The sequence below is a fragment of the Nonomuraea rosea genome, assembly GCF_039539705.1.
Classification (GTDB): domain Bacteria; phylum Actinomycetota; class Actinomycetes; order Streptosporangiales; family Streptosporangiaceae; genus Nonomuraea; species Nonomuraea rosea.
Genome location: NZ_BAABDQ010000019.1, coordinates 131,485 through 146,247 on the forward strand (window position 1 = coordinate 131,485; position 14,763 = coordinate 146,247).

Below are 14,763 nucleotides of genomic sequence, written 5' to 3' on the forward strand. Positions count from 1 at the left end.
AAGGCCGCGCCGCTCGCGTGCATCCTAGTCCTGGCCCAGCCTGGCGGTGACGAAGCGGTCTCTTCTGGTGAGGTCCTGGCGAAGGCGTACGTCCCGCCAGCCGTTGTCCTCGGGGAACGTCAGGTAGACCGCCCTGCCCTGCTCGTCGGCGTGCTCGACGACGAGCCAGCCGCCGGGGCGCAGCAACCGCCTGGCCGTACGCTCGACCGCGCGCACCTCGCCGAGCCCGTCGGCGCCGGAGCCGTAGAGCGCCCTGGAGGGGTCGTAGTCGCGCACCTCGGGGTCGCGCGGGATCGCGCCGGGCGGGATGTAGGGCGGGTTGGAGATGACCAGGTCCACCTTGCCGTTGAGCTCGGGCAGCGCCTCGGCCAGGTCTTCTGGATGCAGGTGGGTACGGCCCTGGCCGTGCTCGGAGATGTTGCGCTTGGCCCACGTGTACGCCTCGGGATCGACCTCCACGGCGTGCACCTCGGCCAGCGCCACCTCCTGGGCGATGGACAGCGCGATCGCGCCGGAGCCGGTGCCGAGATCGACGACGAGCGGCGCGTTCACGTCCATCTCGCGCAGCGTCTCGATGGCCCAGCCGGCCACCACCTCGGTCTCCGGCCTGGGCACGAAGACGCCGGGCCCGACCGCGAGCTCCAGATAGCGGAAGTAGGCGTGGCCGGTGATGTGCTGCAAGGGCTCGCGGGCCTCGCGCCTGGCGATGCCCTCCCAGAACAGCGCGTCGAAGTCGGCGTCCTTGACCGTGTGGAGCTCGCTCCTGCGCACGCCGTGGACGAACGCCGCGATCTCCTCCGCGTCCGTGCGCGGTGAGGGCACACCTGCCTCGGCCAGCCGGGCGGTGGCGAGGGCGATCTCGTCCAGCAGAAATGTCATGAGTGTTGTGCGAGCTTCTCCGCCATTTCGGCGTCGATGAGGGCCTGGGTGACGGCGTTGAGCTCACCGTCGAGAACCTGGTCGAGGTTATACGCCTTGAAGCCCACCCGGTGGTCGGAGATGCGATTTTCCGGGAAGTTGTAGGTGCGTACGCGCTCGGAACGGTCGACGGTGCGGATCTGCGACTTGCGCTCGGCCTGCGCGGCGGCGTCGGCCTGCTCCTGCGCGACGGCCAGCAGCCTGGCCCGCAGGATGCGCATGGCCGACTCCTTGTTCTGGAGCTGGCTCTTCTCGTTCTGGCACGAGACGACGACGCCGGTGGGCAGGTGGGTGATGCGGACCGCGGAGTCGGTGGTGTTGACGCTCTGGCCGCCGGGGCCGCTGGAGCGATAGACGTCGATGCGCAGCTCGTTGGGGTCGATCTGGACCTCGACCTCCTCCGCCTCCGGATAGACGAGCACGCCGGCCGCGCTGGTGTGGATGCGGCCCTGCGACTCGGTGACGGGCACCCGCTGCACGCGGTGCACGCCGCCTTCGAACTTGAGCCTGGACCACACGCCCTCGTCGCCCTTGGCCCTGATGCCGACCGTGACGTCTTTGTAACCGCCCAGGTCAGAGGGCTGGCTGTCGATGACCTCGGTCTTCCAGCCGAGCCGCTCGGCGAATCTCAGGTACATCCGCAGCAGGTCGCCCGCGAACAACGCGGACTCCTCGCCGCCCTCGCCCGCCTTGATCTCCATGATGATGTCCTTGTCATCGTTGGGATCACGCGGGATGAGCAGATGTCTGAGCTTCTCCTCGAGCTGCGGGATGCGCGCCTCGATCTCGGCCGCCTCGGCGGCGAACGACTCGTCCTCGCTCCCGAGCTCCTTGGCGGCGATCAGGTCTTCCCTGGACGACTCCAGCTCGCGGTAGGTGCCGACGACGGGCGTGAGCTGCGAATACCGCTTGCCGAGCGTGCGGGCCTTGTTCTGGTCTGCGTGCACGGCGGGGTCGGCGAGCTGCAGCTCCAGCTCGGAATACTCCTTGAGCAACTCGTCGAGGTTCACCGTGCGTTCCTTCGGTTGGGTGTGGCTGTTCCACCAACAACGCCGACCCGGCGCACCGGGGTGCGTCCGGGTCGGCGTCGGTGAAGCTACTTGCCCGTGGCCTTCTTGCCGAAGCGCTTCTCGAAGCGAGCAACGCGGCCGCCCGTGTCGAGGATCTTCTGCTTGCCCGTGTAGAACGGGTGGCAGGCGGAGCACACGTCGGCGTGGATGACGCCGTTCTTCGCGGTGCTACGGGTGGTGAACGTGGCGCCGCAGGAGCAAGACACCTGCGTCACGTTGTAGTCAGGGTGAATGTCGCGCTTCATCGCTGTCCTTTCGGGGTGCGGCCGCCGGGTCGCCGTCACGCATGGCGTGAACCGGAACCGCAAAATCGGTCAGCTACCAGTGTGCCAGATCGTGCAACCATCCCAGGCCATCGGGCATTCCCCCGATCTTTATGACGCGGTCACTGGCGTCACACTAGGCTCCCCTCGCACAAACCGTACATTTCACCCCCTATTCAAAGGAACGCCATGAAGAGAAAGGTGCGGTTGCTCCTGGCGACCGCCACGGGGGCCGCCGTTCTCCTCGGAGGCACAGGACTCACCGCCACCGGCGCGTACGCCGCACAGCACGCGCTCGCCATGGCGGACGACTTCACGGGCGACGCCTCCGCCAGCGCATCCGTCCCCGTCGGCAGCGACGTCAACGGGACCGTGACGCTCAAGCTCAAGGACCCGTCGAAGGTGACGAGTGTCACGGGCAGCATCGAACCACCCGGCAAGTCGGCCAAGACGGTGACGTTCGACTTCAGGACCGGCGGCACCGCCACCGAGCAGACCATCACCGGCACCTGGCCGATCACCAAGGACGACCCGGCCGGCGACTGGAAGCTCAGCGTCGTCGTGGCCCGCGACACCGGCACGAACACCACCCCGTTCGTCGTCCAGGTCTCCGGCAAGCAGGGCATCAGCGGCGCGAACGTCAGCCCGGACCCCGTGCAGCTCGTCAAGGGCGAGGACGTCAAGGTCGCGGTCGAGGCGTCGGTGAAGGACGCGACCACCGTGTCGGCCAAGCTCGTCAGCGACACGACCAGCGAGTACTACGACCTCGGCGACCTGGCCAAGGAGTCCGACGGCTACTACCGCGGCGTCACCTACTTCAGCGACGACACCGGCGCGGGCGAGTGGACCCTGGAGGTCTACGCCCACAAGGGCGGCCAGACGCTCAAGGGCGAGGCCGGGTTCTCGGTCGTGGCGGCCGAGGGAGGCGCGTCCAAGAAGGCCAAGTCCAGGGTCACCATCGCCGCGCCGAACAAGGTGCGCAAGGGCAAGACGTTCAAGGTGTACGGCAAGGTGTACCGGGGCTCCAAGGCGTACAAGGGCAAGAAGCTGGAGGTGTACTTCAAGGCGAAGGGCACCAAGACCTACAAGTTCCTGGGGTTCGCCAAGGCCACCTCGACCGGCAGGTACACCAAGACGTACAAGGCCAAGAGGGACGGCTACTTCCAGGTGAAGGTGACGGGCACGAGCAAGACGCGCAGCTCGCTGTCACCGCAGGAGTTCGTCGACGTCAGATGACGTCAGCGGCCTAAATAGGTGAGCACGGCGAGCACCCGCCGATGGTCCTCGGGCGCCGGCCCGAGGGCCAGCTTGGCGAAGATGCTGGAGATGTGCTTCTCCACCGCGCCCTCCGAGACGACCAGCCTGGAGGCGATGGCGGTGTTGGAGCGGCCCTCCGCCATCAGGGCCAGGACCTCGCGCTCCCGGGGGGAGAGCGAGTCGAGCGGAGCACCGCGGCGCTGGCGGCTGAGCAGCTGCACGACGACCTCGGGGTCGATGACCGTGCCGCCGGCCGCCACCTGCCGCACCGTCTCCAGGAACTCGGCCACGTCGGCCACCCGCTCCTTCAGCAGATAGCCGACGGCCTTGCCGATCAGGTCGCCCGCGTAGCGCTCCTCGACGTACTGCGACAGCACCAGGATCGGGAAGTCGGGCCGGACCGCGCGCACCCGCAGCGCCGCCCGCAGACCCTCGTCGGTGTGGCTCGGCGGCATCCGCACGTCGACGATCGCCAGGTCGGGGTCGTGCTCCAGCACGGCAGCGACCAGCGCGGCCCCGTCGGAGACGGCGGCGACGGTGACGATGCCCCCGTCGGCCAGGAGTCGCGCCAGCCCTTCGCGCAGCAGTACGGAATCCTCGGCGATGACCACGCGCATGTGCACATGACTACCACTCGCAGGGCAGCTCCGCACGCACGAGCGTGGGACCGCCGATCGGGCTGTGCAGGACCAGTACGCCGTCGATGGTGGCCGCCCGGTCCGCCAGGCCCGCGAGCCCGCCGCCCGGACTGACCACCGCGCCGCCGATGCCGTTGTCCCACACGTCCACGACCACGCCGCGGTAGTCCCGGACGACGGTGACCGCGGCCTCGGTCGCCGCCGAGTGCTTGGCCATGTTGGCCAGCGTCTCCGCCACGATGAAGTACGCGATGCTCTCCACCGCGGCGGGCGGGCGTTCGACCAGTTCGACCGACACGTCCACCCGGATCGGCGCCCGCGCGGCCAGCCCCGACAGCGCGGCGTCCAGCCCGCGGTCGCTCAGGATGGCCGGATGGATGCCCCTGGCCAGGTTGCGCAGCTCGGCGATGGCGGACTTCGTGCCCGCGTGCGCCTGGGCGATGAGCATCCTGGCCTCCTCGGGCTCGTGGTCGAACTTGGCCTGCGCCCGCCCCAGATCCACCGCGACGGACAGCAGCCGCTGCTGCGCGCCGTCGTGCAGGTCCCGCTCGATCCTGCGCCGCTCGGCCTCGGCCGCGTCGATCCCCCTGGCCCTGCTGGCCCGCAGCCGCTCCTCCTCGCTGCCCCCCAGCAGCACCACCGCGAGCGTCCCGTGCAGCCACGCCATCCCCCTGACCAGGTACGCGGTCAGCACCAGCGCCCCGGCGCCGAAGACCGAAGCGACGCAGGCGCCCAGCACGTCGTCGATGACGATGTCGCTGTACACCCCGCCCCACTCCTGCAGCGCGAGCCACACAGGCGCGAACAGCAGCACCGTCGTCACCGCCCACAGGAAGATCGACACCGCCGCCTCGACCAGCCCGAGCGGGACGAGCATCAGCAGGTAGCCGAGGTCCTTCCAGGTCGCCGGATCCGACATCAGCCACCGGATGTGCGCGCCCAGCCCGCGCTCGGGACGGCCACGGTACGGGTCGGCGATCGTGATCCCGAACGCCACCCGCAGCACCCGCCGCTCCAGCATCGCGCCGCCGCGCCACACGAGCACGGTCGCCATCGCCAGCGGCACGCCCACCCACACGATGGACAGCGTCAGCGAGATCGGCACCGCGAAGGCCAGCACCAGGTACCAGCCGAACCCGAACGCCACGCTGACCAGCAAGTACGGTGCCGCCCGCCAGGTCATCGGATCGGCCAGAACTCCCAGAGGGCCGTTCGGCCCCAACGGCACGCGGTCTTTCAACGCCACGGATCGCATGCGTCAAGCCTGCCCGGCAAGCAGGCGGGAGTGAATCCGGCAGCCTTCCGTCGTCGGGGTGGGGATAACCCCACCCCGGGGAAGGACAAGCGAAAGGGGCGGCAGGAAACACCCTGCCGCCCCTCAAGCTGGAGCCGCTAGTCGCGGTCGTTGCTCACCGTGGTCTTCTGGACCTGCAGGAGGAACTCCGCGTTGGACTTGGTCTCCTTCATCTTCTCCAGGAGAAGCTCGAGCGCCTGCTGCATGTCCAGCGCGTGGAGCACGCGGCGCAGCTTCCAGACGATCTGGAGCTCGTCCTTGGCCATGAGGATCTCTTCCTTACGCGTGCCGGACGCGTCCACGTCCACCGCGGGGAAGATCCGCTTGTCGGCCAGACCGCGGTTGAGCTTGAGCTCGGCGTTGCCGGTGCCCTTGAACTCCTCGAAGATGACCTCGTCCATCTTGGACCCGGTCTCGACCAGGGCCGTGGCGAGGATCGTCAGCGAGCCGCCGTTCTCGATGTTGCGGGCGGCGCCGAAGAACCGCTTCGGCGGGTAGAGCGCCGTGGAGTCGACACCACCCGACAGGATGCGGCCGGACGCCGGGGCCGCCAGGTTGTAGGCGCGGCCGAGGCGGGTGATCGAGTCGAGCAGGACGACCACGTCGTGACCCAGCTCCACCAGACGCTTGGCCCGCTCGATGGCGAGCTCGGCGACCGTGGTGTGGTCCTCGGCGGGACGGTCGAAGGTCGAGTGGATGACCTCGCCCTTCACCGACCGCTGCATGTCGGTGACCTCTTCAGGCCGCTCGTCCACGAGCACGACCATGAGGTGGCACTCGGGGTTGTTGTGGGTGATCGCGTTGGCGATCGCCTGCAGCACCATCGTCTTACCGGCCTTGGGCGGCGAGACGATGAGACCGCGCTGGCCCTTGCCGATCGGCGCCACGAGGTCGATGATCCGCGTGGTCAGGATGTTGTGCTCGGTCTCCAGGCGCAGGCGCTCCTGCGGGTAGAGAGGCGTCAGCTTGTTGAAGTCGGGCCTGTTGCGGGCCTGCTCCGGGTCCATGCCGTTGACGGTGTCGAGGCGGACCAGAGCGTTGAACTTCTCGCGCCGCTCGCCGTCACGCGGCTGCCTGACGGCACCGGTGATGACGTCGCCCTTACGCAGGCCGTTGCGGCGGATCTGGGCCAGCGAGACGTAGACGTCGTTGCTGCCGGGCAGGTAGCCGCTGGTCCTGACGAACGCGTAGTTGTCGAGGATGTCGAGGATGCCGGCGATCGGGATCAGCACGTCGTCGTCGCCGATGACCGGCTCGGTGCTGTCGAAGCGGTCGCGGCCACGGCCACGGTTGCGCTCCCTGAAACGGCCCCTGCGGCCACGGCCGCTGCGGTCGTCGTCGTCGCCGCCGCGCGGGTCGTTGCGCGGGTCGTTCCGCTGGTCGTTCCGCTGGTCGCCCCGCTGATCACCGCGCTGTTCACCACGGCCCGAGTCGGCCGCGCGCTCGCGCTGGTCGCCCCGGACACCGTCGCGGCCGTCGCGGCCGTCACGATCCCGGCTGTCACGACCGTCGCGTCCGCTGTCACGACCGCCGTCACGGTCGCGGCTGCCGCCCTCGCCGCGGTCGCTCACGCGGTCGCCAGTCCGGTCATTGGCCCGGTCATTGGCCCTGTCGCCGGCCCGGTCGTTCGTCCGGTCACTGACGCGGTCACCGGCCCTGTCACCGGCCCTGTCACTGACACGGTCGGTGCTGGTGCTGGTGCGGTCGCCACGCTCGCGGCGCTCACCGCGGCTGCGGCGCTCGCGACGGCTTTCGCCGCGCTCGGCGCGCACGTCGCCCTGCCCGGTCTCCACGGGCTGGGCGGCCACGGCGGGCTGCTCGGCGATCGGCTCGGGCGCCGGCGCGGCCACGGGCTCAGGCGCCGCCGCCACGGGCTCGGCGGCCTGCGGAGCCGCCTCTTCCACGGTCTTGGTGCGGGAACGTTCCCTGCGCGTACGCGTGGGCCGCTCGGCCGCCGGTGCCGCCTCGGTCGTGGCGGGTGCTTCCGCCACGGGTGCGGCTACAGGTGCGCCATCTCCGGAACCGCCACCCTGCTTCTCCTGGATGGCCGCGATCAGCTGGCTCTTCCGCATGCGCCCGGTCCCGCTGATGCCCAGCTCCGCGGCCATCTTCTGCAGCTCGGGCAGCACCTTGGCGGACAGGCCGGTGCCGGAGCGACGCGCACGCGGCTTGGCCGGGGCGCGGGTGGGGGTGTCGCCGGACGCCGGCTCAGCGCCTGATGCGTCGGAGAGGAGTTCGGTGGTGTCGCTCAACTAAAAGGTCCTTCCCAGGGGTCGGGCGCCGGTTTTGTTCTGCCGGACGTCCCGGAGGTGCTTGCGATCCGGCGGGACAGACCGGGTCGGGGTGCACTTTGCGATCTTCGGCTGTCGCTGGAGACGGCCGCCACTCTTGGGGAGGGGCTCGTCCAAGCCGCCACAGGACCGTGGCGCGTGGCTGACACCCCCCAGATTGCTGTCGCCAACCAGACGTCGAGATGATTCGAACGCGCAGGTCCCCGTCCACGCCGCCTCACGTTGAGCCAACCGGGTGTGGGCCAACCGGAGGCAACGGATTCCGGGGAGACAGCCGCGCTGCTCACGCCTCGCGACGTGAAGCATGATGCAGCGATGTATGGCTGACAAGCACGCACCCACCAAGGGGGCATCTGGTGCGGCTATTAGCCTAACATCACCAGCGCACACGGCTATTCCCTGAAGGTCTAAAGAGGCATCAGCGTGTCTCGGGGAACTGAACGTTCGCACCAACCGGGTCGACGTCCATAAGCTGGATGTGCCAGTCATTACCCACTTCTGGCGCGATCAAATCCTGCGTATCCGAGGTCGAAAACGCAAGAACCGTGGGACCCGCTCCCGAAACGACCGCGGGCACGCCCACTGCACGGAGACGTTCTACCAGATTCGCGCTCTCCCGCATCGCAGGCGCGCGGTAGTGCTGGTGGAGTCGATCTTCTGTGGCGGCGAGCAGCAGCTCTCGCTCCGGACGCTGGGTCAGCGCGGCGATCAGCAACGCGGCCCTGCCGGCGTTGAAGGAAGCGTCCTTGTGGGGCACGTCCTTCGGCAGCAGCCCCCGTGCGGTCTCCGTGGCCAGCCGCGTCGATGGAATGACGACGACAGGGCGGATGCGCTCGTCGGGAGCCAGCTTCACCATATGGGGTGACGCAGCGTGGTCGGACCAGGCCACGGTCAGTCCGCCGGCCAGACAGGGCGCCACATTGTCCGGATGGCCCTCCATCTCGGTGGCCAGCGCGAAGACCTCGTCGTCCGAGATTTCGCCATCGGCCAAAGCGCGCGCCGCGAGAATGCCCGCGCACACCGCCGCCGAGGAGGATCCCAGGCCGCGCGCGTGCGGGATCCTGTTGCGGCAACGCAGGCGGATCCCCTCCGGCTGCGGCACCCCCATGCGCGCGAACGTCTTGCGCATGGCCTTGACGACCAGGTGACCCTCGCCCGTGTCGACCTCGCCGGCGCCCTCGCCCTCGACCGTGACGCGCACCCCCGGCTCGGCGGTGAGCTCGGCCTCGACCTCGTCGTACATGCTCAGGGCCAGGCCCAGCGCGTCGAACCCCGGTCCGAGGTTCGCCGACGTGGCAGGCACCCGGATTTCAACGGTCCTCATGCACTCACGTTTCCCTCATCACTTCTCACTCCCCGTACACACACGTGTTCTCCCCACGCACCCGCCCGCGCGCCTGCGCTCGCGCGCGCCCCCGCGCGCGCACGCGTCAGGCGAGGTTGAGCGCCGCCGCGGCGGCGTGGACGTCGATGGGGATGACGACCGGCGCCGGCGCGCCCGAGATCGCCCAGTCGGGGTCCTTCAGGCCGTTGCCGGTGACCGTGCAGACGATGCGCTGACCCGGCTCGACCAGACCCTGCGCGTGCGCCTGCAGCAGGCCCGCGACGCTGGCCGCCGACGCGAGCTCCACGAACACGCCCTCTTCCTGCGCCAGCAGCTTGTACGCGGCCGCGATCTGCCGGTCGGTCACCGCCTGGATGGCCCCGCCGGAATCGTCGCGGGCCGAGGTGGCCAGCTCCCAGGACGCCGGGTTGCCGATGCGGATGGCGGTGGCGATCGTGTGCGGATGGGCGACGGGCGCCCCCTCGACGATCGGCGCGGAGCCGCTGGCCTGGAAACCGAACATGCGCGGCAGCTTCGACGACACGCCGTCGGCCGCGTATTCCTGGTAGCCCATCCAGTAGGCCGAGATGTTGCCGGCGTTGCCCACCGGGATGCAGTGGATGTCGGGCGCGTCGCCGAGCGTGTCGACGATCTCGAACGCCGCCGTCTTCTGCCCCTGCAGCCTGAACGGGTTGACGGAGTTGACCAGCGCGATCGGGTAGCTGGACGACAGCTTGCGGGTCATCTCCAGGCAGTCGTCGAACGACCCCTCGACCTGCAGCAGCGTGGCCCCGTGAACGAGCGCCTGGGCCAGCTTGCCCATGGCGATCTTGCCCTTCGGCACCAGCACGGCGCAGGTCAGCCCGGCGCGGACGGCATAGGCCGCGGCCGAGGCCGAGGTGTTGCCGGTGGAGGCGCAGATGACCGCCTTGGCCCCCTCCTCGACCGCCTTGCTGATGGCCATCGTCATGCCGCGGTCCTTGAAGCTCCCCGTCGGGTTGGCTCCCTCGACCTTCAGGTAGACGTCGCACCCCGTGAGGGCCGAGACGCGGTGCGCGGGCACCAGCGGCGTGCCGCCCTCCAGCAGCGTGATGACAGGCGTTTTCGTGGTCACAGGAAGACGCTCGCGGTATTCCTCGATGAGGCCACGCCACGACCTGCTCATGATGACTCCCTACCTGCGGTGTTGGGCACCGAGTGTACGGGGTGTGGGCGGCCGCCGAGGAGCGGCGTCCACTGGTCGGACACCGGATCTCAGTCTATGGTCAGCCGGCGCCCCGGACCACGCCTGTTGGACAGGGCCACTATTCAGGAAATTCTCAGCATCTCCCGATAAGGTCTGAGCAGGGGGTCACCACGATGAACGCGCGTCCTGCTTTGAGGCAGAACGACTATTCACCAATCGCGGCACCGCAGCTCGGCGCCTGGTCACCCGCCCTTTCCGTGAGCGTGGTGATACCCGCTCACGGCGGGCAGGACAAGCTCGGACTGACGCTGGCGGCGCTGGCCGCGCAGACGTACCCGGACCACCTCATGGAGGTCCTGGTCGTGGACGACGGCAGCGCGCCGCCGCTCCGGCTGCCCGAGCTCCGGCCGGTCAACACCCGCCTCGTACGCGTGCGCGACGGCTGGGGCATCTCCAACGCCGTCAACACCGGCGCCAAGGCCGCCGACGGCGAGATCATCCAGCGGCTCGACTCCGACATGGTGGCCTGCCGCGAGCACATCGAGGCGCTGGCCCGCTGGCACCACGTCACGGACTACCTGGTCACGATCGGGATGAAGAAGTTCGTGGACGCGCCGCCCGTCAGCCCCCGGCAGATCTTCGAGGCGCGGCACCTGAGCGAGGTGTTCGACCTGGCCGAGGCCGTGTCGAGCTCGACCGAGGCGACGATCGCCAAGACCGACGGGCTGCGCAAGAGCCGCAACCCGTACCACGTGTGCACCGGGCCGACCTTCGCGCTGCCCAGGGAGGTCTTCCACGCCGTGGGCGGGCTCGACCCGACCGTGGCGAGGGGCGAGGACACCGAGTTCTCCTACCGGCTGGCCATGCACGGCGTGGTGTTCGTGCCCGACCTGGACGCGCAGGCGGTGCACCTGGGGCTGCCCGCGCAGCATCGCGACAGGGAGCGGGCCGTGCGGGCGGTCGAGCCGTACCTGGCGCATCGGATCCCGCTGCGCAGAGACCTGCGCAAGGAGCGGGGGCGGCGGTGGCTGGTGCCGTACGTGGAGATCGTGCTCGACGTCACCGACACCTCCGAGTCGGTCGTGCGGCAGGCGGTGTCGGCGGCGCTGGACGGCAAGCTGCAGGACGTCGTGGTGACGCTGGTCGGGCCGTGGTCGCGGCTGGACGACTCGCGGCGTTTCGCCCTGTCCGACCCGTGTTTCGAGCTGCGGCTGCTGCGTGACCTGTTCGCGCACGACGAACGCATCCGCCTGATCGACGAGGCCGCGCCGACGCCCGCGCCCACCCCGTTCCGCTACCGGGGGCCGGTGGACGTGCCGCTGCACAAGGCGACGCTGGAGCGCATGATCGAGTCGGTGCAGAAGGACCTCGCGGGCGTGCTGGTCGTGGACCTGCCCGACGGGCGCACGGCGCGCCTGGAGCGCACCTCGGCGCTCGGCCGCGCCACCCTGCTCGCCGGCCCCGGAGCCGACCTGGACGATCTCATCGACACCACCCACGGGGTACGCCACGAGCCGCCGGACCGCTTCTGGCCCGCACCCGCGCAACCGGGGCCGGTCACCATTCCCGCGCCGGTGCCGCTGCCCGTGGAATCGCCGGAGAAGACGCTGCTCAGACGCCTGAAGTCGGCCCTCCGCCCGAACTGACCCCCTGACGGCTTCCGCAGGTGCATTCAGGCCGCGCAGGCCTGCGCGCAGAGTGCGTCCGTCACGCAGGCGTTCGGGCGGGGCGCGTTCAGCCGCGCAGGCGTTTGCGCAGGGCGCGTTTCATCGTGGAGGACACCAGCGCGCGCAGGCTCTGCTGGGCGCGGTTGGCGGCGGCGAGCTGGCGGCGCAGGGCGCCCACCTCGCGGCGCAGCTCCACGGCCGTCTTGCGCCAGCGCCCCGCCTCTTCCTTCCACTTGGCCACCTGGGCGCGCAGCCGCTCGGCCTCCTTGGCCTGCCTGGCCGCCTCGGCCTGCGCCTCCACCCGCGCCCGGTACGCCCCGCGCCGGCCGAGCGGCGGCGCGGCGTCCGTGCCGAACCCGTACGTCTCGGCCTCGACCCAGGAGACGCCCGACACGGCGTCGACCACGTCGTCCAGGTCCTCGCCGTCGGCGGCCACGATCCGGGCCCTGGCCAGCGCGGACGTCCGCTCCAGCCGGGCCGCGAGCACGCCCTGTGACGACTCCTGGAGCAGCACGTTCACCAGCCCGAGCCCTTCGTCGCGGGCCAGGTCGAGCAGCCGGGCGAGGCTGTCCTCGCCGGGGACCCAGCCGGCCGGCAGGCGCAGCACGAACGGCACGGCCGGGTCGACGTCCTCGGCGGCGGCCAGGCGTACCCGGCCCTCGTGCTGGTAGTGGCCCTGGACCAGCACGAGATCGAGGTCGGGGTCCTTCAGCGGCGCGCGGCGCTCGCGCTCGACGGCGTCCCATGGTCCGAGCAGGAGGACGGAGATGTCCGGCACGGTGCCGGCCAGCAGGGCGTCCACCGTGGCCCGCACGCTCTCGTAGCCCGCCGTGCCGTCCACCACCACGGTGACGTACGGCACCTTCCACTGCCGCCCCGGATGCCCGCGGAGCCAGCGGTAGGCCGGGATGCGGTCGGCCACGAACGCGTGGCTCACCCGGTCGATGGACTGTTTGTCGCGCATCCGCATGGTGGGACCGAGGTGGTACGCGCGGGCCGCGGGCTCGGGGACGAAGACCGCGCCCGCCTGGCTCAGCCGGTAGCCCATCTCGGTGTCCTGGCCGAGGATGAGCTCGTCGTCCATCGGCCCGGCCGCCTCGATCAGCCGGGCGTTGACCGAGGTCGCGCCCCCGACGTGCAGGCTGAACGGGCGCTGCGGGTTGTCGGTGAGCCCGTCGGTGCGCTCGACGAGGTCCACGATCCAGGCGTGCGGCTCGGCGGGCTCGAAGTGTTTCTCCAGGTCGTCCGGCAGCTCGGCGGGCAGCTCCGCGCCGGTGAACCTGATGTAGCCGGTCACGACCAGGTAGGGCGCCGCGTGGTGCCAGCGCATGTGGGCCTCGATCGCGCCCGGGGTCAGCACCACGTCGGAGTCGAGCCAGTGGATCACGTCGCCCGTGGCCGCGGCCAGGCCGGCGTTGCGGGCGTTGGCCCTGCCCGGCGTCGCGCACACGATCAGGCGCGTCCCGGGCGGCCGGGTGGCGGGCAGGCGCAGCGGCGGCGTGCTGCCGTTGTCGACGACGATGACCTCCGTCAGCCTGGCCGGGTAGGTCTGCCTGGCCAGTCCGGCCAGCGCCAGGTCCAGCTTGTCCTGGCCGCCGTAGGCCGGGATGACGACGCTGACGGTCAGCTCGGGGGTGAGCCGGGCGGCGGGCGTGAGCACGCGATAGTCGTTGCCGCGCACTCTCGACGTGTTCGTGAGGGGGTCGCCGCCCAGCTTCATGCGGCTTCCATCAGCAGGCTCGGGCGGAAGCCCCGCCACTGGTTCGCCGCCACCTTGAGGAAGTGGGCCAGCGGGAGCTGCCATGTGTGCTCGTCGCTGAGCCCTCTGCGCAGGACGTAACCCAGCCCGTGGGTGCGGTAGACGCGGGCGCCGGCTTTCTGCGCCGCTTTCAGGAATTCGAGATCTACGGCGCGCGGCAACCCAGGAAATCCGCCTATTTCGTGAAACTTCGCTCGGGGGACCATGATCGTGCCGCCCGCCACGTGATCAGCCCACACTTCGCTCGGATAACTCGCCCCGCTCGCGAACGTCGTGCGCCTGATCGTCGCCCGCAACGGCTCCAGGTAGAAGAACTCGGCCGTCGTGCCCACCACGTCGGCCTCCGCGTACGACAGCGCCATGAACAGGTCGGCCAGGTGGCGGGGGCCGTACCAGTCGTCGTCGTCCCACTTGGCCAGGTAGTCGCCGCTCGCCAGGGCGGCGACCCGGTTGAGCACCTCGCCGAACGGCACGGACGCCTCGGCCTCGATCCACCGCACGGGCAGCGGGCAGGACCCGATCGCCTCGCGCACCTGCTCGTGGGCCACGCCGTGCAGCCCGAGCAGCACCTCGGCCTCGACGTCGCGCTGGCGGGCCATCTGGGCCAGCGCCGCGCCGGCCAGCCCGGGCCGCTTGGTCGACATGACGATGCTGACCTTCGGCTTGGCGCGGCGGTGGGCGAGGCGGCGCAGGCGCACGCTGTGCTCCTCGCGCCTCAGGTCGGCCACGCAGCGCGCGGTGCCGTCGGCGGTGTGGCCGCGCCAGGCGTGGTCGGTGAGCAGCGCGGCGAGGTCGCCGGGCACCCAGGGCGCGGCCTGATCGGCCGTCAGTGGGATCCCGGCGGCGGCCAGGCCGAGCAGGCCGTCGAGCGGCACCTGGGCCGCGGGCCACTCGATCTCCAGGCCGCGCAGCGGGCGCAAGGCCGCGATGTCGAGCGGCTCGCCGTCGATCACCCAGCCGCTCTCAGCCCAGTGCAGGCGGGCGAGCCCCTTCTCCGGCGTACGCGCGAAGCCGCTAGGGGTGACGGACATGGGTGGCGCTCTCCTTGACCGCGTGGGACTCAGTCGGCGCCTACCTTACGCCGGATTTACTAGCC

Annotated in this window: 12 protein-coding genes; 2 read left to right on the forward strand and 10 right to left on the reverse strand. The window is 70.4% G+C overall.

Annotated features, from left to right (window positions below; all coding sequences use genetic code 11):
• Positions 1 to 24 precede the first annotated feature (24 nt).
• From prmC to rpmE, 3 genes are all read right to left on the reverse strand, one after another.
• A complete protein-coding gene (prmC, locus tag ABEA43_RS36235) occupies positions 25 to 879 on the reverse strand; it encodes a peptide chain release factor N(5)-glutamine methyltransferase (RefSeq protein ID WP_345569062.1) in 855 nt (284 codons plus the stop codon).
• On the reverse strand, positions 876 to 1,928 hold the full coding sequence (gene prfA / locus ABEA43_RS36240; protein ID WP_345569064.1) for a peptide chain release factor 1: 1,053 nt from the start codon (positions 1,926 to 1,928) through the stop codon (positions 876 to 878). Before prfA ends, prmC begins: the two co-directional genes overlap by 4 nt.
• Positions 1,929 to 2,014: 86 nt before the next feature.
• Entirely contained in the window at positions 2,015 to 2,233 is a 219-nt protein-coding gene (gene rpmE, locus ABEA43_RS36245) for a 50S ribosomal protein L31 (protein WP_345569066.1), read from the reverse strand.
• A 207-nt stretch (positions 2,234 to 2,440) separates the two neighbouring features.
• Between rpmE and ABEA43_RS36250 the strand changes: the two genes are divergently transcribed.
• On the forward strand, positions 2,441 to 3,487 hold the full coding sequence (locus ABEA43_RS36250; protein WP_345569068.1) for a hypothetical protein: 1,047 nt from the start codon (positions 2,441 to 2,443) through the stop codon (positions 3,485 to 3,487).
• Positions 3,488 to 3,489: 2 nt separating this feature from the next.
• Here ABEA43_RS36250 and ABEA43_RS36255 read toward each other — a convergent pair whose 3' ends face one another.
• From ABEA43_RS36255 to thrC, 5 genes are all read right to left on the reverse strand, one after another.
• On the reverse strand, positions 3,490 to 4,125 hold the full coding sequence (locus ABEA43_RS36255; protein WP_345569070.1) for a response regulator: 636 nt from the start codon (positions 4,123 to 4,125) through the stop codon (positions 3,490 to 3,492).
• A gap of 10 nt (positions 4,126 to 4,135) precedes the next feature.
• On the reverse strand, positions 4,136 to 5,401 hold the full coding sequence (locus tag ABEA43_RS36260; protein ID WP_345569072.1) for a sensor histidine kinase: 1,266 nt from the start codon (positions 5,399 to 5,401) through the stop codon (positions 4,136 to 4,138).
• 137 nt (positions 5,402 to 5,538) lie between these two features.
• Positions 5,539 to 7,692 (reverse strand): transcription termination factor Rho, encoded by a 2,154-nt coding sequence (rho, locus tag ABEA43_RS36265; RefSeq protein ID WP_345569074.1) that lies wholly within the window; start codon positions 7,690 to 7,692, stop codon positions 5,539 to 5,541.
• Between the two features lie 457 nt (positions 7,693 to 8,149).
• The gene (gene thrB, locus ABEA43_RS36270; RefSeq protein WP_345569076.1) at positions 8,150 to 9,055 is read right to left on the reverse strand and encodes a homoserine kinase; all 906 of its coding nucleotides are present in this window, start codon (positions 9,053 to 9,055) and stop codon (positions 8,150 to 8,152) included.
• 106 nt (positions 9,056 to 9,161) lie between these two features.
• Complete coding sequence (gene thrC, locus ABEA43_RS36275) at positions 9,162 to 10,220, reverse strand: threonine synthase (RefSeq protein WP_345569078.1); 1,059 nt, start codon at positions 10,218 to 10,220, stop codon at positions 9,162 to 9,164.
• 278 nt (positions 10,221 to 10,498) lie between these two features.
• On the opposite strand from thrC, the gene ABEA43_RS36280 reads away from it, so the two are divergent.
• Positions 10,499 to 11,887: a glycosyltransferase family 2 protein gene (locus ABEA43_RS36280; RefSeq protein WP_345569080.1), complete on the forward strand. Its 1,389-nt coding sequence runs from the start codon at positions 10,499 to 10,501 to the stop codon at positions 11,885 to 11,887.
• Between the two features lie 88 nt (positions 11,888 to 11,975).
• On the opposite strand, the gene ABEA43_RS36285 is transcribed toward ABEA43_RS36280, so the two are convergent.
• Complete coding sequence (locus tag ABEA43_RS36285) at positions 11,976 to 13,628, reverse strand: glycosyltransferase family 2 protein (RefSeq protein WP_345569082.1); 1,653 nt, start codon at positions 13,626 to 13,628, stop codon at positions 11,976 to 11,978.
• A complete protein-coding gene (locus tag ABEA43_RS36290; RefSeq protein WP_345569084.1) occupies positions 13,625 to 14,698 on the reverse strand; it encodes a glycosyltransferase family 2 protein in 1,074 nt (357 codons plus the stop codon). Before ABEA43_RS36290 ends, ABEA43_RS36285 begins: the two co-directional genes overlap by 4 nt.
• Positions 14,699 to 14,763 lie beyond the last annotated feature (65 nt).